16 protein-coding genes and 3 pseudogenes are annotated in these 17733 nt (G+C 62.3%); 11 read left to right on the top strand and 8 right to left on the bottom strand.

The window, feature by feature from the left end; translation table 11 throughout:
- Positions 1 to 27: 27 nt before the first annotated feature.
- The 4 genes from M1B34_RS25340 to M1B34_RS25325 all read right to left on the bottom strand — a co-directional run bounded on the left by M1B34_RS25340 (position 28) and on the right by M1B34_RS25325 (position 2959).
- Entirely contained in the window at positions 28 to 414 is a 387-nt protein-coding gene (locus tag M1B34_RS25340; protein WP_268266552.1) for a nuclear transport factor 2 family protein, read from the bottom strand.
- A 58-nt stretch (positions 415 to 472) separates the two neighbouring features.
- On the bottom strand, positions 473 to 856 hold the full coding sequence (locus tag M1B34_RS25335) for a nuclear transport factor 2 family protein (protein ID WP_268262367.1): 384 nt from the start codon (positions 854 to 856) through the stop codon (positions 473 to 475).
- Positions 857 to 1219: 363 nt separating this feature from the next.
- Entirely contained in the window at positions 1220 to 1855 is a 636-nt protein-coding gene (locus M1B34_RS25330) for a TetR/AcrR family transcriptional regulator (protein WP_268266551.1), read from the bottom strand.
- 204 nt (positions 1856 to 2059) lie between these two features.
- On the bottom strand, positions 2060 to 2959 hold the full coding sequence (locus tag M1B34_RS25325) for a LysR family transcriptional regulator (RefSeq protein ID WP_268266550.1): 900 nt from the start codon (positions 2957 to 2959) through the stop codon (positions 2060 to 2062).
- A 100-nt stretch (positions 2960 to 3059) separates the two neighbouring features.
- Between M1B34_RS25325 and M1B34_RS25320 the strand changes: the two genes are divergently transcribed.
- Positions 3060 to 3923 (top strand): aldo/keto reductase family oxidoreductase, encoded by an 864-nt coding sequence (locus tag M1B34_RS25320; protein ID WP_268266549.1) that lies wholly within the window; start codon positions 3060 to 3062, stop codon positions 3921 to 3923.
- 11 nt (positions 3924 to 3934) lie between these two features.
- Here M1B34_RS25320 and M1B34_RS25315 read toward each other — a convergent pair whose 3' ends face one another.
- Positions 3935 to 5014, bottom strand: a complete 1080-nt coding sequence (locus M1B34_RS25315) for an alkene reductase (protein ID WP_268266548.1) — start codon at positions 5012 to 5014, stop codon at positions 3935 to 3937.
- 72 nt (positions 5015 to 5086) lie between these two features.
- On the bottom strand, positions 5087 to 5926 hold the full coding sequence (locus M1B34_RS25310; RefSeq protein ID WP_268266547.1) for a pirin family protein: 840 nt from the start codon (positions 5924 to 5926) through the stop codon (positions 5087 to 5089).
- Between the two features lie 309 nt (positions 5927 to 6235).
- Between M1B34_RS25310 and M1B34_RS25305 the strand changes: the two genes are divergently transcribed.
- From M1B34_RS25305 to M1B34_RS25290, 4 genes are all read left to right on the top strand, one after another.
- Positions 6236 to 7156, top strand: coding sequence for a LysR family transcriptional regulator (locus tag M1B34_RS25305; protein ID WP_268266546.1), 921 nt, complete (start codon positions 6236 to 6238; stop codon positions 7154 to 7156).
- A gap of 182 nt (positions 7157 to 7338) precedes the next feature.
- Entirely contained in the window at positions 7339 to 7920 is a 582-nt protein-coding gene (locus M1B34_RS25300) for a TetR/AcrR family transcriptional regulator (RefSeq protein WP_268266545.1), read from the top strand.
- Positions 7921 to 7975: 55 nt separating this feature from the next.
- Positions 7976 to 9079: an alkene reductase gene (locus M1B34_RS25295; RefSeq protein WP_268266544.1), complete on the top strand. Its 1104-nt coding sequence runs from the start codon at positions 7976 to 7978 to the stop codon at positions 9077 to 9079.
- A gap of 72 nt (positions 9080 to 9151) precedes the next feature.
- Positions 9152 to 9895, top strand: a complete 744-nt coding sequence (locus M1B34_RS25290; protein WP_268266543.1) for an SDR family oxidoreductase — start codon at positions 9152 to 9154, stop codon at positions 9893 to 9895.
- 27 nt (positions 9896 to 9922) lie between these two features.
- Here M1B34_RS25290 and M1B34_RS25285 read toward each other — a convergent pair whose 3' ends face one another.
- Together M1B34_RS25285 and M1B34_RS25280 are read right to left on the bottom strand one after the other, a co-directional pair.
- Positions 9923 to 10558: a LysE family translocator gene (locus M1B34_RS25285; RefSeq protein ID WP_123334060.1), complete on the bottom strand. Its 636-nt coding sequence runs from the start codon at positions 10556 to 10558 to the stop codon at positions 9923 to 9925.
- 238 nt (positions 10559 to 10796) lie between these two features.
- Entirely contained in the window at positions 10797 to 12284 is a 1488-nt protein-coding gene (locus M1B34_RS25280; RefSeq protein WP_268266542.1) for an aldehyde dehydrogenase family protein, read from the bottom strand.
- Positions 12285 to 12516: 232 nt separating this feature from the next.
- Here M1B34_RS25280 and M1B34_RS33785 point away from each other — a divergent pair.
- The 6 genes and pseudogenes from M1B34_RS33785 to M1B34_RS25250 form a co-directional block, all read left to right on the top strand.
- A pseudogene (locus M1B34_RS33785) lies at positions 12517 to 13176 on the top strand (PAS domain-containing protein); the annotation flags it as partial.
- A gap of 81 nt (positions 13177 to 13257) precedes the next feature.
- Positions 13258 to 13476, top strand: a pseudogene (locus tag M1B34_RS34170) (methyl-accepting chemotaxis protein); the annotation flags it as partial.
- Between the two features lie 254 nt (positions 13477 to 13730).
- On the top strand, positions 13731 to 15230 hold the full coding sequence (locus M1B34_RS25265) for an APC family permease (RefSeq protein ID WP_268266541.1): 1500 nt from the start codon (positions 13731 to 13733) through the stop codon (positions 15228 to 15230).
- Positions 15175 to 15793, top strand: a pseudogene (locus M1B34_RS25260) (DUF3156 family protein). The gene M1B34_RS25265 and the pseudogene M1B34_RS25260 overlap by 56 nt, the downstream one beginning before the upstream one ends.
- Before the next feature lie 141 nt (positions 15794 to 15934).
- Entirely contained in the window at positions 15935 to 17158 is a 1224-nt protein-coding gene (locus M1B34_RS25255; protein WP_268266540.1) for a multidrug effflux MFS transporter, read from the top strand.
- 72 nt (positions 17159 to 17230) lie between these two features.
- Positions 17231 to 17733, top strand: a 503-nt coding sequence (locus M1B34_RS25250) for a helix-turn-helix domain-containing protein (protein WP_279653456.1), incomplete at its 3' end; no start/stop codon positions are given.

Genomic DNA, 17733 nt, shown 5'->3' with positions numbered 1-17733 from the left:
CCGCGCAAGCGAACCGGTGCAGGTCCGTCAGCCTTCGAACTGGTGGTAGACCTTGGCGATGACTTGCCAGCGACCGTCGATTTTGATCAGCGTCAGGTAATCGTTGTAGTCGGCGCCGATGGCATCATTTTCCATGTCCACCCGTACCACGGCGGTGGTGGGGGTGATGGCCAGCACGTCGAGGCGGGTGCTGATGTCCGGTGCCTTGCCATGGGTCTCGACGAAGGCGAACAGGTTAGTGATCGGGCCGCCCAGAAGTTGGCCATTGGTGAAACCGTACATGACGGCATCCTGATGAAAGGCCTCGGCCAGCCCTTGTGCGCTGCCTGTCTTCAGGCTGTCGGCATATTGCTGGGCGACAGCGATAACCGCGGTGTATTCCTGGGTGGGTACGGCTTTGATGTTTTTGCTCATCGTCTAGGTCCTTGCGGCGCTGGACGCCATCGGCGTCCGGCGGGCGTAACGTCGGGGGTCAAGGGGCAACGTGGGTGTGGTAGATCTTGCTCACCACGGTCCACTGGCCGTCCACCTTCAACAGGTTGAAAAAGTCGGTGAAGCAGAAGCCGGAGATGTCGTTGGTGTCGATGCGAGCACTGGCGGCCGTGCCGACGATGTCGACGTTGACAATCACGCCCTGGGCTTCTGGGGAGGGGCGGAAGGCGCTGTCGATGATGTCGAACAGGCCCTGGATAGGACCGCCCGTCAACTGGCCGTCGGCATCCACGCCAAAAATGGTGGCCTGCTGGCTGAACGCCGGTTTCATCAAGCGGCTGTTGGCCTGTTTGCCACCTTCGTTGTAGTGGTTCAGCACCTCAACGATGGCCTTGTATTCCTGCACGTAGGTGGGTTTGCTCATGGTGTTTCTCCTGATTTGAATAGGTGCCTTGAGGGCTCGGTGTGGGTCGAAGCCTGAACAGGAGCGAGCCGATTGCAGGCTCGCGTCGATCAGCCTTTCGATATATGTAGTGGTCGCTATGAATGTTGCGCATTCTATAGTGATCGATACATATCGTGTCAAGGCGTTTGCTCGCCCAGGGGCAGCCGCACACAGATGAGCCACCGGCACGACAGCGGATAAGGGGCAGAGAGGGTGAGCGCCATCGAGGCCGCCGCTAGGTGCGGGGCCCGTTGAGGGCGTTTCTAGAGGGAGGCAGGGTGCCGGGAACCGGTCGAGCGGTGACTAATCGCCGAGCGGGAGCGCGAGGGGGGCTTTCCTGGCTTATCGGCTGGCGGGTGCGGGCAGCATGCCAACGGCGGTGGCGGCGATGCCTTCCAGGGTTTGCCGGCTCAGCCCATCGTGGGCTTGCAACGACATGCCCTCCAGCAAGGTATTCAACGCGGCGGCCAGGATGCGGGTGTCAATCTGAGGTGGCAGCTGCCCATCTCGTACCGCGCGATCGAGTCGTTGCTGCAAGTAATCCCGACCCTCCTGGCGCAATGCCTTGAGGGCATGGGTGATTTCCTGGGCGCTCTCCGACACGTTGACGCCCGCCAAGACCACCATGCAGCCGCAGGGGGCCTCGGGCTCGGTGACGATCGCTGCGGCAGAGAGGAAAAACTCGGAAATGGCGCGGTACAGGTCGGGCTCGCTGTCCATGCGTTCCCAGGTGGCGTCCCAGAACCGGGCTTCGTAATAATTCACCGCTTCCAGAAAGAGCTTCGATTTATTGCCAAACGCGGCATACAGGCTCGGCGGGTTGATCCCCATGGCCGTGCACAACTCCGCCACAGAGGCCGGTTCATAGCCGCGCTTCCAGAACACTTCGAGGGCACTGAAGAGGGCTTGCTCACGATCAAAGGCGCGCGGGCGTCCTTTTCGGGGGCGTACCGGCAAGGCAGAGGAGGGGTCGGTCATGGGTGAGTTGCCTCGATGATGCAGGGCCAATCAGCTAAAGAAGCGGCTCGGTGATGGTCGGGAAAATCGAATGATACACAAAAGGCACGGAGCCCGGCCGTCGCTTTCCAGTGCGGCGCTGCAACCGTTGTGCTTGCTGCGCGCTGGCGAATGACAGTGCAGAACAGCGGTGGCAACCGATGCAATCAGCGGGATTGATCGGTTTCAGCGCGCATCATTGATGAAGTCCACGAAGGCCCTCAAGGGGGAGGGCAGGTAGCGGCGGCCGGGGTAATAGAGGAATGGCCCGGTGAAGCGTTGCCACCAGGGTTCCAGCACGGGCTCAAGGGCGCCGCTGTCCAGGTAGGGGCGAAGCCACTCCTCGAACAGGTAGACAATGCCCAACCCGTCCACCGCTGCCTGGATGTTCAAGTCGATGGCGCCTCCCACTCTGACAATCAACGGCCCGGTCGGGTCCACGCTGACAGTCTCGCCGCGACGCTCGTATTCCCAGAGCGGCATCGCGCCGCTGGGAAATCTGCCCCGCAAACAGGCATGGTTCAACAGGTCCCGCGGGTGCTCGGGCCGACCCCTGGCGTCAAGGTAGGCCGGTGATGCCGCTGTGGCGAAGCGTTGAAATCGCGGGCCGATGGGGACCGCAATCATGTCTTGCTCAAGCCGTTCATCGTAGCGAATGCCAGCGTCACAGCCGGCGCTGAGCATGTCGACGAAGCTCTCTTCAATTATCACCTCCAGGGTGATGTCGGGGTACTTCTGCAGGAAGGGGGTGATGATCGATGGCAGCACCAGCCTTGCGGCACTGGCGGGCACATTCAGCTTGAGGGTGCCCGAGGGGCGATCGCGGAAGTCGTTGACCACATCTAGGGCCGACTCGACTTCGCCCAGGGCCGGCACGATGCGCTCCATCAGTCGCATGCCCGCTTCAGTTGCCGCCACGCTGCGGGTGGTGCGGTTGAGTAGTCGTACGCCGAGCCCGGCCTCCAGGCGGCGCACCGCATCACTGAGGCTGGAGGCGGATCTGCCGGAGGTCTTGGCCCCCTCGCGGAAGCCCCCTGCATTGACTACCGATATGAAGGCCAGCACGTCTTGAATGTGGGTGTTCATTGTTCTCTCTGCCGTACAACCCGTGCCGATTGCACCTGATTATCACTGAAGTGGTCAACGCCTATAGTGCGCTACACATCATCTGATCGAGGTTAAGAACATGAGCAAAGTGACCAACGCAGGTTCGTTCCTTTTGGGCGATCGTCCAGTCAATCGGATGGGCTACGGGGCGATGCAGCTGGCCGGGCCTAACGCTTTCGGCCCTCCCAAAGACCCGAAAGCGGCCATCGCCGTACTGCGTGAAGCATTGGAAGCAGGCGTGAACCACATTGATACCTCCGACTTTTACGGCCCTCATGTGACGAACCAAGTGATTCGGCAAGCGTTGCACCCGTACCCTGACAACCTGGTGATCGTGACCAAGGTCGGTGCTCAGCGCGGCGCTGACGGTGCCTGGAATCCCGCGCAGAGCCCGGCCGAGTTGACCCGTGCGGTGCATGACAACCTGCGCAATCTGGGTGTCGAGGTTCTGGATGTGGTGAACCTCCGGGCCATGGGTGACCAGGTGTTTCCCACCGAGGGCTCCATCGAAGAGGCCTTCAGCACGCTTGCACAATTGCAAAGCCAGGGCCTGATTCGTCACCTGGGCGTAAGCAATGTCACGCCCTCGCAGATCCAGCAGGCCCAGGGGATCGCTGACATTGTCTGTGTGCAGAACCACTACAACCTGTCCCATCGCAATGACGAACGCCTTATTGCCGAGCTGGGCCGGCAGGGCATTGCCTATGTACCGTTCTTTCCGTTGGGTGGTTTCACACCGCTGCAGTCGCAAACGCTGTCGAGCGTAGCCACGCGCGTCGGCGCTTCCCCCTTGCGCGTGGCATTGGCCTGGCTGCTGCAACGGGCGCCCAATATCCTGTTGATCCCCGGCACTTCCTCGGTGGCGCACCTGCGTGAGAACCTCTGCGCCAGCGAACTGGTGCTGGCGCCTGAGCTGCTCGATGAGTTGGAAACGCTGGGATAACCGGGCCAGGATTATTGGCTGTGTGCCAGGGTGGGATAGTCGGTGTAACCGCGCTCTTCACCTTGGTAGAACGTGCTCGGATCGGCCTGGTTGAGGGGCGCGCCGCGTCGGAATCGCTCCACCAGGTCTGGGTTGGCCAGGAAAGCGCTGCCAAACGACACCAGGTCCGCTTCACCCGAGGCGAGCGCAGCCCCTGCACGTTCTGCGTCGTAGCCGCCATTGGCGATGTAGGTGCCATCGAAGCGGGACTTCATTTCGCTGAAGTTGAAGGGCTCTGCACCCAGTTCCACCACGTGAAGGTAGGCCAGCCCATAGCGGCTGAGCATGTTCGCCACGTGATTGAAAGTCGCCTGGGGATCGCTGTCGCTCATGGAGAAGTAACTGAAGATCGGCGACAAGCGAACCCCCACACGGCTGGCACCAAACACCTCGATAACCGACTCGACGACCTCCTTGAGAAACCGAGCGCGATGCTCGACAGGGCCGCCGTAGAGATCGGTTCGGGCATTGGTGCCGTCGCGTAGGAACTGGTCGATCAGGTAACCGTTGGCGCCGTGGATTTCTACGCCGTCGAACCCAGCGCGTTTCGCATGTTCGGCCGCTTGGCGAAAGTCAGCGATCACTCCGGGAATTTCATCGAGCTCCAGCGCCCGTGGCAACTCGTAGGGTTTCAATCCTTCGGGTGTGTAAATCTCGCCATCGGCCTTGATCGCTGACGGGGCCACCGGCAGGTTGTGATTGAGTTGCACCAGAGAGTGGGACAGGCGCCCGACGTGCCAGAGCTGGAGGAATATCCGTCCGCCTTGTGCATGGACAGCGTCGGTCACCTGCTGCCAACCGGCGACCTGCTCGTGGGTAAAAATGCCTGGTGTCCTCATATAGCCTTTGCCTTGGGCGGATATTTGCGAGCCCTCGGTAATGATCAGGCCGGCACTTGCACGTTGCCGGTAGTACTCGACCACGCTGGGTGTTGGCACATCGCCCGCACCGGCCCGGCTTCGGGTCAGCGGGGCCATGATCATGCGGTTTTTCAGGGGCAGGCTGCCGATCTGCGTCGGGGACAAAAGCAGTTCGAGATGGCTGGTGGTCATGGTGTCTCTCAATACGGTGGGTAGGAATGAGTGGGGGCGGCAAAAGGCTTTTTGCAAGCTATCGAGGCGGCTTCAGCCCAGTCGCCCTTGTTGTTGCAGGCGAGCGCCGATGCGCTGGATTTCCCTTTCACCCTGGGCCAGGGCCGCCTTGCTGGTGTGCACCGAGTAATGCCCCGTCACCAGGTCGTGGGGGTGCTTCACCGCCGAGCCGATGACGAATGAGCAGCCGCCCAGTGCCCGCAAATCGATGGGTCGCTCGGACTCTTCGAACACCGCGAGTTCGCCGGTCTCAATCAGGTTTCCGGCATCCAGCCGTCCCGCACTGACCGCGAGCCAGGCAACGCGATGACCGGATGGCGGGGTGTATCGCCAGTGCTCGCCGTCCTTCAAGTCAACCGCGAGATAATTCAGATCGCTTGGCGCTTCAATCGGGCTTTGCGCGGCCTCGTAGCGCCCCAGCAGCACCCGGGCGGGGCCGGCAGTGGGAACCTGGTCGGGCGCCAGGTAGACACTCTGCGCAGGGGCGTTTTCCAGTGCCGGCGGGAGCGCCACCCACAGCTGGAACCCTTGTATCGAGGACTGGTTGGTCAGTGTCGCGTCATGCCAGACCCCATTGCCCGCACGCATCCACTCGACCCCTCCGGCCCGCAACACACCGGCCGCGCCGGTGGTGTCTTCATAGGCGACATCGCCCTTGCTCATGAAGGTGACGGTGGCGATCCCGGAGTGCGGGTGCATGCCGAAATTCGACCGACCGCGACTGGCGTTCAAACTGAAAATATCAAGAAAGATAAAGGGCTTGAGCCGTTCACCCAGGTCGCCCGGGCTCACCAGTCGCGTGATCGGGCCATGGGTACTGCCTTGGGTACGATGGACAATGGCGCGGTGCAGCTTGGCGACGGTAGCGGTCATGATTGTTTTCTCGGGGTTTTGAGGGCCTGGGCCAACCTGGCCATGTCGTCGAGCAGCCCATTGGCGGCTTGGGCCAGATCAGTGCGCTGTTTGGCGATCTCGTGGATCCACCGCTCGTGTTTTTCACCGAAGCGAGCCTCATGACTCGAACCGATGACAATGCCGATCAGGGGGGAGGAGGGGTCATGGCGTGTTCCGGGGAGTGGAGGGTCAACGGCGCGATGGGTGAAGGATAGGCCCCTTCGGATTGCCTTATTAGATGGCATAATTGGAGTGAACTGATCCAATAAACGAAGTTAAGGGGCTGGGATGCTGGACCTGAATGACGTCGCTCTGTTTGTCCAGGTGGTGCGCAATGGCAGCTTCGCGCAAGCGGCGCGGCAACTGGGAATGCCCTCCAACACCCTGAGCAGGCGGGTTCAACAACTCGAGGCGCAGCTCGGCACACGGTTGCTGCAGCGCTCCACGCGCAAGCTCACCCTGACCCATGCAGGCCAGGTCTTTCATGACCAGTGCTGCGGGGCGGTGGACGGCCTATTTGGTGCCGGGCAACAGTTGATGACGGCAAACCAGGAGCCCAGTGGCGTGGTGCGCATTGCGGCGATGGCCGACTTCTTTGATTTTTTTCCGATGCAGTGGGTGGCCGACTTTCTGCAGGCGCACCCACGGGTGCAGTTGGACTTCGTGCTCAGTGATGCCCGTGCCGACTTGATCGCCGATCGGATTGATATCGCGTTCCGAGGCGGCATCTTGCAAGACTCGGGGTACGTCGGTCGGCAACTGATCGCGGCCGGTAACGAGGGCCTGGTCGCCAGTCCTCAGTACCTCGAAAAACGCGGTGTGCCCATGAGGCTGGAGGACCTGGGCAATCATGACGCTGTGAGTTTCGGGCACCCCAGCGGGATCACCACCTGGCGTCTCAGTGGGCTCGACGGTGTCGAGCAAGACGTGCAGATCACTAGCCGTTTCAATGGCAACACCGCCCAGGCCTTGCGGCGGGCGACGTTGGCGGGGTTGGGCATTGCCTTGCTGCCGTCGGCCATGAGCCAGATGGATCTGCAGGCTGGGCGCCTGGTCTCTTTGCTACCCGATTACTACCGCGCGGGTTATGGCTTGCATGTGCTTTACCCCAGTCGACAACATTTGCCGCTGGCGGTCTCGGCGTTCATTGCATTGGTGATGGAAAAACTCAACGAACAGGCCTTCCCGGCCAGGCTGCAGGCGCATTAGCGGCGCCGCCCCTGAGGCTCGGTGCCCCCAGGCTTTCCAAGGGGGCTTCGAGGCGGGCTCATCAAGGTTCGCCGAAAGCAGGCGTCATCGGCGCGGCAGGAAGGGGCTGTGAGAGACGCTGTTTTAGACCCTTCAAATATTTACTAGACGACTGGTCTAATTTTATCTAGGCTAGCCACCTTATGAAAAAATACCGCACTGAAACCCGCCAACATCTGCTTGCTGTCGCCAGGACCTTGATGACGCGCAAAGGCTATACCAGCGTCGGTCTGGCGGAAGTGCTGGGCGCTGCCGAAGTCCCCAAGGGCTCGTTCTACCACTACTTCAAATCCAAGGACGAATTTGGCCAGGCACTGCTGGAGCAGTACTTTTCCGACTACTTGGCGACGGTCGACACCCTGTTGGCTGGCCCGGCGCCCGCTGCAGAAAGGTTGCTCGGGTACTTCCAGTACTGGGCGCAAACCCAATGCTCAGATTCGCCGACGGACAAATGCCTGGTGGTCAAATTGGGCGCTGAGGTGTGCGACCTGTCCGAAGCCATGCGCCAGGTGCTCGACAAGGGCACCCAGGCGGTCATGGCCCGGCTCGAACGCGGCATCGGGCAGGGTCGGGTTGACGGATCGATCACCTGCACCATTCCCGACTCGCTGCTGGCGCAATCCCTTTATCAGCTTTGGCTTGGAGCCTCGTTGATGAAAAAAATCGGCCAAGACAAGGTTGCTTTCGACCACGCCCTGACCATGGCCAAACGGCTCTTGTCGTAGGCCTTTTTTATTTATCACTTCACTAGACGACTGGTCTATTTAATTCAGGTTCAGCATGACTGACAACAGTAACCGCACCGATTTGTTTACCCCCATCGCCCTGGGGGCCATGGAACTTGCCAACCGCATCGTGATGGCGCCTGTCACCCGCAGCCGTTACGCCGAGGATGGCATTCCCAATGAACTGCACGCCGAGTACTACGCCCAACGGGCCAGCGCCGGGCTGATCGTTGCCGAGGCCACCAACATCTCGCCACAAGGGCGGGGTTATGCCGCGACTCCGGGTATCTGGAGCGATGAGCAGGTGGCCGGTTGGAAGACAGTGACCGACGCCGTGCACGCCGCCGGCGGCAAGATCGTCAGCCAGTTGTGGCACGTGGGGCGCTTCTCCAGCGTCGAGTTACAGCCCAACGGCGCCGCACCGGTCGCGCCGTCGGCGATCCAGGCCGAGGGCGAGACCTACACCACCAAGGGGTTTGTGCCTGTGTCGATGCCGCGAGCACTTGAGACCGATGAGATCCCGGGGATCATCGAGCAGTACAAGCGTGCTGCCGAGAATGCCAAACGTGCGGGTTTTGATGGTGTGGAGGTGCACTCGGCCAACAGCTATCTGCTGGACCAATTCCTGCGCGATTCCACCAACCAGCGCACCGACCACTACGGCGGTTCGATCGAGAATCGCGCGCGGCTCACCCTGGAAGTGACCGAAGCGATCGTCCAGATCTGGGGCCCTGAACGCGTCGGCATTCGCTTGTCGCCCGTCACACCGGACGCCGGCAACACGCCGCCGGACAGCAATGTCATGGCCTTGCATGGCTACCTCATCCAGCAGTTGAACGCCCTCGATCTGGCTTACCTGCACTTCGTCGAAGGGGCGACCGCCACCTCCCGCGAGGTCCCCGCCGGTGTGGACATGGACGCCCTCAGCGCGCAGTTCACCGGCCCCTTCATCGGCAACAACAACTACGACCTGGAAATGGCCATCGAGCGGCGTGCGCAGGGCAAGATCGACGCCGTTGCCTTCGGTCGTCTGTTCATCTCTAACCCCGACCTGGTGGAGCGCCTGCGGCGGGGTGCAGAACTGACCATTGCTCCGCGCGAGTCGTATTACGGCGGCGGTGCCAAGGGCTATACCGACTGGCCTGTCGGCCATTACTGAGCCTCCCTGATCATCCGCGATCACCCATCACTGCCCGACAAGAGCGGGCAGTCACTGTCGAGAGAAACCTCCATGAACTACCTGCAAAACAAGACCGCCATCATCACCGGCGCATCGTCCGGCCTGGGTGCTGCATCGGCACGGGCACTGTCGGCGAAAGGCGTTCGCATCGTTGCAGCCGCCTTGGACCAGGAAGGCCTGGACGCCATCGTCAGCGAGTTGAACGCCAATGGCGGCGAAGCGCTGGGCCGGGTCAGTGATGTCACCGACCTGGAGGATATGCGGGCCCTGGCGCAGTTCGCTCAAGACGCCTTTGGCTCGGTTGACATCCTGATCAACAACGCCGGCCTGATGCTGTTTTCCAGCTGGGCAGACCTGGCGGTCGATGACTGGGAAAAGATGATCAACGTCAACATCAAGGGCTACCTGAACGGCATCGCGGCGGTGCTGCCGTTGATGCTGAAGCAACAGGCGGGGCAGATTCTGAACATGGATTCCGTGGCCGGTCACCAGGTAGGGCCGTGTGCTGGCGTCTACAGCGCCACCAAGTTCTTCGTTCAGGCCATGACGGAGTCGATGCGCAAGGAACTGGGCGTGCAGCACGGCATTCGCGTCAACACCATCAGCCCGGGCGTGATCAACACCGGCTGGGCAGACAAGGTCAGCGACCCGGCTGGGCGCAAGGCCGCCCAGGAGTTGAACAAGATCGCCATCGCCCCCGAGGACATTGGGCAGGCCGTGGTCTATGCCTTGAACCAGCCGGCCAACGTCACCGTCAACGACCTGATTATTTCGCCGACCCGCCAGGACTGGTAAGCCGAAGCTGAATGCCCCCAGCCCGCCTCACCGCCGCCCTTCGAACGCCATGCGCACCGCCAAGCCGGCGAGGACCGTAGCCATCAGCCAGCGTTGCACGCTCTGCCACAGGGGGCGGCTGGCGAGAAAGGCGGCGATGGAACCCGCCATGATGGCGATCAGCGCGTTGACGCTGACGCTGATCGTAATCTGGGTAAAGCCCAGCACCAGCGATTGCGCCAGCACCGAGCCATGGCCGGTGGGGGTGATGAACTGGGGCAGCAGCGACAAGTACATCACGGCGACCTTGGGGTTCAGCAGGTTGGTGACCAACCCCATCATGAACAGCTTGCGCGGGCTGTCCTGGGGCAAGTCGCGTACCTGGAACGCCGAGCGGGCTCCGGGCTTGACGGCCTGCCAGGCCAGATACAGCAGGTAGAGCGCGCCGCCCAGGCGCAAGGCGTCATAGGCATAGGGCACTGCCAGGAGCAGGGCGGTAATGCCCAAGGCGGCGCACAGCATGTAGATGAGAAAACCCAAGGCCACGCCGCCCAGGGAAATCAGCCCGGCCATGGGCCCCTGGCAGATCGACCGCGAGATCAGATAGATCATGTTCGGGCCGGGCGTCAGCACCATGCCGAGGGAGATCAGGCCGTAGGCAAGCAGGGTGGATAACTCGGGCATCGTCTAACTCCTCAAGCGACAGATAACGAATGGCCAGCCCCGGTACATCAATGCACAACGGTTTTTGCCCTTTCCGAGGCCTGCAACGGGATGACGCAGCCGATAGTAGGGCGCTGAAAAAAACAGTGTTAGACACAGATGGCCGGACAAAACGTCATACAGCGTTCGCATGCTCTGCACCGCGCCGTCCAGTAACAGGGGGGACAATCGTTTCCCATCCCCCCTTACTCCACCGCGATCAGTAGCGAATCATCACCGACTTCAGTTCGGTGTAGTCATCGATAAAAGCACTGCCAAACTCGCGGCCGACCCCCGAGGATTTATTGCCGCCGAAGGGCACGGCCGGGTCCAGCATCGTGTGCATGTTCACCCACACGGTGCCCGCGTTGATGGCCGGCACCATGCGCAGCGCCTTGCTCAGGTCGTTGGTCCAGAGGCTGGCGCTCAAGCCATAGGGCGTGTTGTTCATCAGTTCCAGCAACTCGTCTTCGCTGTCGTAGGGGAAGAAGGTGGCGATCGGTCCAAAGGTTTCTTCGTTGAGCAGGGTGTCGTTGACGCTGTTGGCGAGAATCACCGTGGGCTCGACGTAGCAGCCCGGGCGGTCAATCAGGTGGCCGCCGTGGATGATGCGGTTGTTTTCGGCACGGGCCTTGGCGAAGAACCCTTCCAGCTTCAACTGGTGCTGGCGGTTGGTCACCGGGCCGAACTCGGTGCGCTCATCCAGTGGCGAGCCGATGTTCAGTGCGCTCAGGCGCTGGCTGAGCGTGTCCATCACCGGGTCGATCTGCGAGCGGTGGACGAAGAAGCGTTCGGCGGCGGCGCAGATTTGTCCGGAGTGCAGGAAGCCGGCTTCGATGATGCCGTTGACCGCTTTGTCCAGGTCGACATCGCGCAGGAACCCGGCGGAGTTTTTGCCGCCCAGTTCCAGGGTCGCGCGGGTCAGGCCGGCGCCCATGGCACTGCGGCCGACCGCAATCCCGGTGGGCACCGAACCGGTGAACGAGACCTTGTCGGTGCCCGGGTGCTCGATCAAGCCTTTGCCCACCGCGCCGCCACCGGTCAAGACGTTCAAGGCGCCGGCCGGCAGACCGGCTTCGATGGCCAGTTCGGCGATGCGCAGGATGGTCAGCGGGGTGAACTCACTGGGCTTGATGATGATGCTGCAGCCGGTCACCAGCGCCGAGGCGAGTTTCCAGATGGCGATCATGGTCGAGAAATTCCACGGCACGATGCCCACCACCACCCCGACCGGTTCGCGCAAGGTGAAGGCGGTGTAGCGCTCGCCGGCGAAAGACGGCAGCGACGGGGTAATAGTCTGGCCGCTGATCTTGGTGGCCCAGCCGGCGTAATAACGCAGGAAGTGGGCGGCCTGGTCCACTTCGAAGGCGCGTGAAATCTGGATGATCTTGCCTGACTGGCACGTTTCGATCTGGGCCAGTTCCTCGCGGTGCTGCTCCAGCAGGTCAGCCAGTTTCAGCAGCACATTGCCCCGCACGGCGGGGGCGACCTGGGACCAGTGTTTGAAGCCCCGGCCGGCCGATTCCACCGCCGCATCGATGTCGGCCGGGTCGGCGTCGGCGACCTGGGCAATGACCTTGCCGGTGGCCGGGTTGATGACCTCCAGGGTTTCGTTGGAATGGCTCTGGACGTAGGCGCCGTCGATGAACAAGGCGTGGCGGCGGCTGAGGAAGGCTTCAACGCTGGGCAGTAACGAAATATCGCTCATGGGCTTTTCCAGTTAGCGAACAAAGAAAAGCCCGAGGTTAAGCCGCTCGTTCCGCGGCGGCTTGACTGTGGCTGCCGGGGCTTATGTCTGTGGCTGCCAGTACGCGCTGGTACAGCCGCTTGCAGTGCAGCTTGGCAGGCAGGAGCAAGCCGCCCAGCAGCCTGGAACAAGTATTCGCTGGCGATTTGCGATCAGATCGAGGGCCTCGACTCGCTGAACAAAGGGCTGGCTGATGTTCTTCCGGAAAAATAAACAGCTGCACGAACTCGCCGCCATCCTTGAGCCCTGGCTGGCCGGTGGGGCCTTGGATGCGCCAGCGCTGGAGGCTTTTCCGCCCTTGCAGGGTTGCCTGCGGCAGTGGGCGCAGCAGCAGGCGCAAGACGCCCGGCAACGCCTGGAGGCTCAGGCCGCCGTCCGCGAGCAAACCGTACAGTTGCAGCGCAGCGAGCAGGCAATACAAGCGCTGCAACTGGAACTGGCGCAGCGTCGGCTCAGTGAGCAGGCCCTGGACGTCGAGTTGAGCCAGCAGCGGGCGCTGTCCCACCAGCATCAGCAGGAGGCGCAGATCTGGGCGCTGCTGCAATCGACCCTGACCGAAGGCTGCTGGGACATCACCGTGGTCAACGGCGACCTGCAAGACCCGGCCAGCCAAATGCGCATCTTCAATCAGTTCCGCCAACTGATGGGCTATGCCGCCCATGAGCTGCCCGATGGCTGGGACGCGCAAGTCAGCATCACCCACCCGGACGATTTGCCGAAGATCATGGCGATTTTTGAACGGGAGATTCTCGCCAGCCACGGCAGCGGCGAATACGTGTTCGAGTACCGGATGCGCCACAAGACCCGTGGCTATATCTGGTGCCGGGAGCGGGGGCGGGCAGTGCGTGATCCGCAGGGGCGCCTGACCCGGGTGATCGGCGCGGTCCGCGACATCAGCGATGAACACTCCGCGAAGATCACCCACCAACAACTGCTGGAGCAGAATCAGGCGACCTACGGCCAGATCGCCACCGTGGTCAGTGTGATCAAGGGCATTGCCGACCAGACCAACCTGCTGGCCTTGAACGCCGCCATCGAAGCGGCCAGGGCCGGGGAGGTCGGGCGCGGCTTTTCTGTGGTGGCCGATGAGGTGCGCAAGCTGGCGGAAAGCACCCGCCACGCCACCCAGCAGATTCAGACGATGCTGCATCAGCACGGGCCGGACCGGCACTAGGCTTGCCGCTGCGGGGCGCCGAGTGATTGCTCCTGCCGGCGCTACGCGCAGACTTGGCAGGCAGTAACAAAACCGGCGGCAGCCATGGGCAAGACGCTCAGGGTGACAGGGGCGCACAGTGACCCTGAACACGATGTCGTTCCGATCAGGAACCGCTTGGGCCCGGCGCCATTGCCGGCTCATTGAACGGCTCGATACATCCACTGAGAAATCCGCTTTCGAGGATCCGCACCATGTCGATCAATGACCGTCTCACCGAGCATTTGAAAAGGGGGTCAGTTGGTTTTCCCACCGCGTTAGCCAGCACCATCGGTTTGATCATGGCCAGCCCGGTGATCCTGACCGCGACCATGGGCTTCGGCATTGGCGGCAGCGCCTTCGCGGTGGCCATGTTGATTGCGGTGGTGATGATGCTGGCCCAGGCCAGCACCTTCGCTGAGGCGGCGTCGATCCTGCCGACCACCGGCTCGGTCTACGACTACATCAACTGCGGCATGGGGCGTTTCTTCGCGATCACCGGCACCCTGTCGGCGTACCTGATCGTGCACGTGTTTGCCGGCACCGCGGAAACCATCCTCTCCGGGGTCATGGCCTTGGTGAACTTCGAACACCTGAACACCCTGGCGGAGTCGGCCGGCGGTTCCTGGCTGCTGGGGGTGGGCTTTGTCGTGGTGTTCGGCATTCTCAATGCCTTTGGCGTCAGCGCCTTTGGCAAGGCGGAGATCATCCTGACCTTCGGCATGTGGACCACCTTGATGGTGTTTGGCGTGCTGGGGCTGATCGCGGCCCCGGCGGTGGAACTTGAAGGCTGGTTCGGCGTGTCGCTGGTGGGCACCGACCTGATCACCATTCTGTCGCTGGTGGGCATGGCCATGTTCATGTTCGTCGGCTGCGAGTTCGTCACCCCGCTGGCGCCGGACCTGCGCAACTCAGCCAAGGTCATGCCCAAGGCCATGATCCTCGGCCTGTTGAGCGTGGCCACCTGCATGTTTATCTACGGCGCAGCGATGAAACGCCAGGTCGAGAACGTGCTGCTGGACGCCGCCACCGGCGTGCATTTGCTCGACACGCCAATGGCCATTCCCAAGTTTGCCGAGCAGGTCATGGGGCATATCGGCCCGATGTGGCTGGGCCTGGGCTTTCTGTTTGCCGGGGCGGCGACCATCAACACGCTGATGGCCGGTGTGCCGCGGATTCTCTACGGCATGGCCGTGGACGGCGCGCTGCCCAAGGTCTTCACCTACCTGCACCCGCGCTTCAAGACGCCGCTGCTGTGCATTCTGGTGGCGATGCTGATTCCGTGCCTTTACGCGCTGTGGCTGGGGGGCAATACCGACAACATCATGCACCTGGTGCTGGCCGCCGTGTGTGCCTGGAGTTTCTCCTACCTGCTGGTCACGCTGTCGGTGGTGATCCTGCGCATTCGTCGCCCCGATCTGCCACGGGCCTACCGCTCGCCGTTCTTCCCGTTGCCGCAGATTCTCTCCAGTGTCGGCATCTTGCTGGGCATGTGGTTCATCACCCCACCGGGCATGAACCCTGCCGATATCTACGTGCCGTTCGGGGTGATGCTCGGGATCACCGCCACCTACGCGTTGTTCTGGACGCTGGTGGTACAGAAGGTCAATCCATTCAAGCCGGCTTCGGTAGAAGAAGTGCTGGCCAAGGAGTTTTCCCATGAGCCTGGCAACCTTGAGCACGGTTATCTCAATGCTGCGGCAAAAACTGTCTGAAGCGTTCAGCGCCCAGCGGGCCCCATCCGGCTATCGGCCCGGGGTCACGCTTGAGTACCTACGGCGCAACCTGGGCCTGGCGAGTTTTACCACCACAGGCCGGCCCGGGCGAGTTGGTTCTGCCAGCACCTGGCGTGCGGGTGGAACTGGTCGAACGCACCGAATCGCAGTTGCTGATGCACCTGGTGATGACCGAGTTCAGGGTCACGGCCAGCACCTCGGAGGAGGGCAACGCGCGCTTTGAACTGCATCACCGCGGCGCCCTTCGCCGCACCGGGCTGGGCTACCGGCAACGCACCGGGAAACCGGCGCTGCTGACCCGGCTCCAGGCCGGGCTGGAGCACGACAGCACGCTGCATCAAGCGCTGATGCTGCTCGACTTCAAGCGCCTGAGCATCGAGTTGAGCGGGTGCGAGTGGCAGGTGCGCCTCGAGCACATGGGCGGTAGCGAGGTGGTCAACCGCATGCCGGCGTTTCGGCGCTACATCGCCTTGAGCGGCGAACAGCGTGATCACCTGTTGACGGTGCTGGCGGGCTTGCCGCGGCTGTTGAGCCAGCTTTGAGGGGGGCTTTGAGGCCGTTGTGCTCTGGGTTGGCGCGGTTGGTTAACCTGTTAATGAATTGACCTGGGATAGGCCGGCAGATAAGCTTGGCTGGCTACCTACCTGTCGGTAGGTTGTTTTTTTCAGGCTTCAGGAACATTCATGACTTTTTCAGCCAGCGGTACCCAATCCCACCTGCGCTTTGCCGCCTCACTCGCCGTGATCGGCGCCCTGGGCCCTTCAGCCGTCGATATGTATTTGGCGAGCCTTCCGGACATCGCCCAGGAGTACGCCCGCTCCTATACCCAGGTGCAACTGACCCTGACCGTGTTCCTGCTGGCCATGGGCGCGGGGCAACTGCTGTTCGGGCCGGTGGTCGATACCCTGGGCCGGCGTCGGCCATTGCTGGTGGGCCTGCTGGTGTTCATCCTCAGCTCCTTGCTGGCGGCAGTCGCGCCGAGCCTGGAGTGGCTGTTGCTGGCGCGTTTTGTCCAGGGCCTGGGCAGCGCCCTGACGCTGGTGGTGATCATGAGCATGGTGCGGGATGTCGCCGAAGGCGCACGGGCGGCGCAGATCTTCGCCTTGCTGATGACTATTGAAGGCCTGGCGCCGGTGATCGCCCCCGCCCTGGGCGGCTTTTTGAGTGTGCACTTCGGCTGGCGCGCAATCATGCTGGTGCTGGCGGCCCTGGGCGCGGCGGTATGGCTCAATTCCTTCCTGGTGCTGAAGGAAACCCTGGCCCCGGAGAAGCGTCTGTCGTTCCAGCCACGGGCCATCGCCCGCACCTACAAACACATCGCGGCCGATCCCGGCTTTCTGCGCCCAGCCCTGGCGGTGGCGGCGGTGTTCTTCTTCCTTTTCGCTTACATCGGCGGTGCGGCATTGGTTTATCAGGCCCATTTCGGTTTGTCGGCGTCCAGCTTCGGCTACGTGTTCGGCGGCTCTGGGGTGGCGATCCTGCTCGGCGCCATCAGCGCGGGGCGGCTGGTCAGCCGTTTTGGCCTCGGCACGCTGTCCCAGCTCGGCGCCGCGTGCATGCTGTTGGGCGCGGCATTGACCCTGGTTTCTGCCATGATGGCCGCGCCCCTGGGCGCCGTGGTGGCTGGCGTGGTCCTCAGCCTGTTCGGGCTCGGCCTGTGTGAATCGACACTGATGGCGCTGGCCATGGCGTCCCAGGAGCGGGCACTGGGGTCCACCGCAGCATTGCTCGGGGCCTTGCAGTTGATGATTTCTTCGTCGGCCACGCCCTTGGCCGGTGCGGCGGTGGAAAGCGGTTTGCTCGATTGGGCGGTACTCTTGCTGCTGTCGGCCCTGGTGGTCTGGGGGCTGACCGGGTGGGCGACGCGCAACGCTGCGCTCGCCTCCAAATCGATGGCCGGGCACTGAGCCTTATTTCAATGAGTCAGGGAATCCTCTGTGAAAAAACCACTCACCCCTTCAGCCGCCAATATTTGCGCGATGGCGGTCGAACATTTTGCCGACCTGGGTTATGACGCCTCGTCCCTTAATGAAATCGCGGTCCGCGCGGGCATGCGCAAGGCCTCGCTCTACGCTCACTTTGTCAGCAAGGATGCGCTGTACCAGACGGTGTTCGAGATTGCCCTGGACCATGAGCGCCAGTACATCGCCGGTTGTTTTGAGGAGGAGGGCGAGCGCAGCAGCGTGCCCGGGTACCTGCACCTTGAGCGGCTGATCGGGCGTTATGAAGGGTCGGCGCACCTGCGCTTTTTATTGCGCACGGCCTACTTTCCACCGGCGTCTATCCGCCCTGTCATCACCGTGGGGTTCGAGGCCTACCTGGCCAAGATCCGCCAGTACTTCCAGCACGCCGCCCAGGAGCAATATGCCTGGGCGCGGGCCCAGCCTGACCAACTGGAGGTGTTCTGCGACGCCTACCTCGGCATCGTCGACAGCCTGCACGTGGAGTTGATTTACGCCACGTCCGAGGGCTATGCCAAACG

Source organism: Pseudomonas morbosilactucae (assembly GCF_023241715.1).
GTDB classification, from domain to species: Bacteria; Pseudomonadota; Gammaproteobacteria; order Pseudomonadales; family Pseudomonadaceae; genus Aquipseudomonas; species Aquipseudomonas morbosilactucae.
The sequence above is the reverse complement of the archived record's forward strand: the minus strand, read 5'-3'. Positions and strand labels throughout refer to the sequence as shown.

What these genes read in the sequence shown, in the direction of transcription:
- M1B34_RS25295 (WP_268266544.1), top strand. Translation starts at nt 7,976, where the DNA reads ATGACTGACAACAGTAACCGCACCGATTTGTTTACCCCCATCGCCCTG.
- M1B34_RS25300 (WP_268266545.1), top strand. Translation starts at nt 7,339, where the DNA reads ATGAAAAAATACCGCACTGAAACCCGCCAACATCTGCTTGCTGTCGCC.
- M1B34_RS25285 (WP_123334060.1), bottom strand. Translation starts at nt 10,558, where the DNA reads ATGCCCGAGTTATCCACCCTGCTTGCCTACGGCCTGATCTCCCTCGGC.
- M1B34_RS25330 (WP_268266551.1), bottom strand. Translation starts at nt 1,855, where the DNA reads ATGACCGACCCCTCCTCTGCCTTGCCGGTACGCCCCCGAAAAGGACGC.
- M1B34_RS25325 (WP_268266550.1), bottom strand. Translation starts at nt 2,959, where the DNA reads ATGAACACCCACATTCAAGACGTGCTGGCCTTCATATCGGTAGTCAAT.
- M1B34_RS25280 (WP_268266542.1), bottom strand. Translation starts at nt 12,284, where the DNA reads ATGAGCGATATTTCGTTACTGCCCAGCGTTGAAGCCTTCCTCAGCCGC.
- M1B34_RS25305 (WP_268266546.1), top strand. Translation starts at nt 6,236, where the DNA reads ATGCTGGACCTGAATGACGTCGCTCTGTTTGTCCAGGTGGTGCGCAAT.
- M1B34_RS25340 (WP_268266552.1), bottom strand. Translation starts at nt 414, where the DNA reads ATGAGCAAAAACATCAAAGCCGTACCCACCCAGGAATACACCGCGGTT.
- M1B34_RS25335 (WP_268262367.1), bottom strand. Translation starts at nt 856, where the DNA reads ATGAGCAAACCCACCTACGTGCAGGAATACAAGGCCATCGTTGAGGTG.
- M1B34_RS25255 (WP_268266540.1), top strand. Translation starts at nt 15,935, where the DNA reads ATGACTTTTTCAGCCAGCGGTACCCAATCCCACCTGCGCTTTGCCGCC.
- M1B34_RS25265 (WP_268266541.1), top strand. Translation starts at nt 13,731, where the DNA reads ATGTCGATCAATGACCGTCTCACCGAGCATTTGAAAAGGGGGTCAGTT.
- M1B34_RS25320 (WP_268266549.1), top strand. Translation starts at nt 3,060, where the DNA reads ATGAGCAAAGTGACCAACGCAGGTTCGTTCCTTTTGGGCGATCGTCCA.
- M1B34_RS25310 (WP_268266547.1), bottom strand. Translation starts at nt 5,926, where the DNA reads ATGACCGCTACCGTCGCCAAGCTGCACCGCGCCATTGTCCATCGTACC.
- M1B34_RS25315 (WP_268266548.1), bottom strand. Translation starts at nt 5,014, where the DNA reads ATGACCACCAGCCATCTCGAACTGCTTTTGTCCCCGACGCAGATCGGC.
- M1B34_RS25290 (WP_268266543.1), top strand. Translation starts at nt 9,152, where the DNA reads ATGAACTACCTGCAAAACAAGACCGCCATCATCACCGGCGCATCGTCC.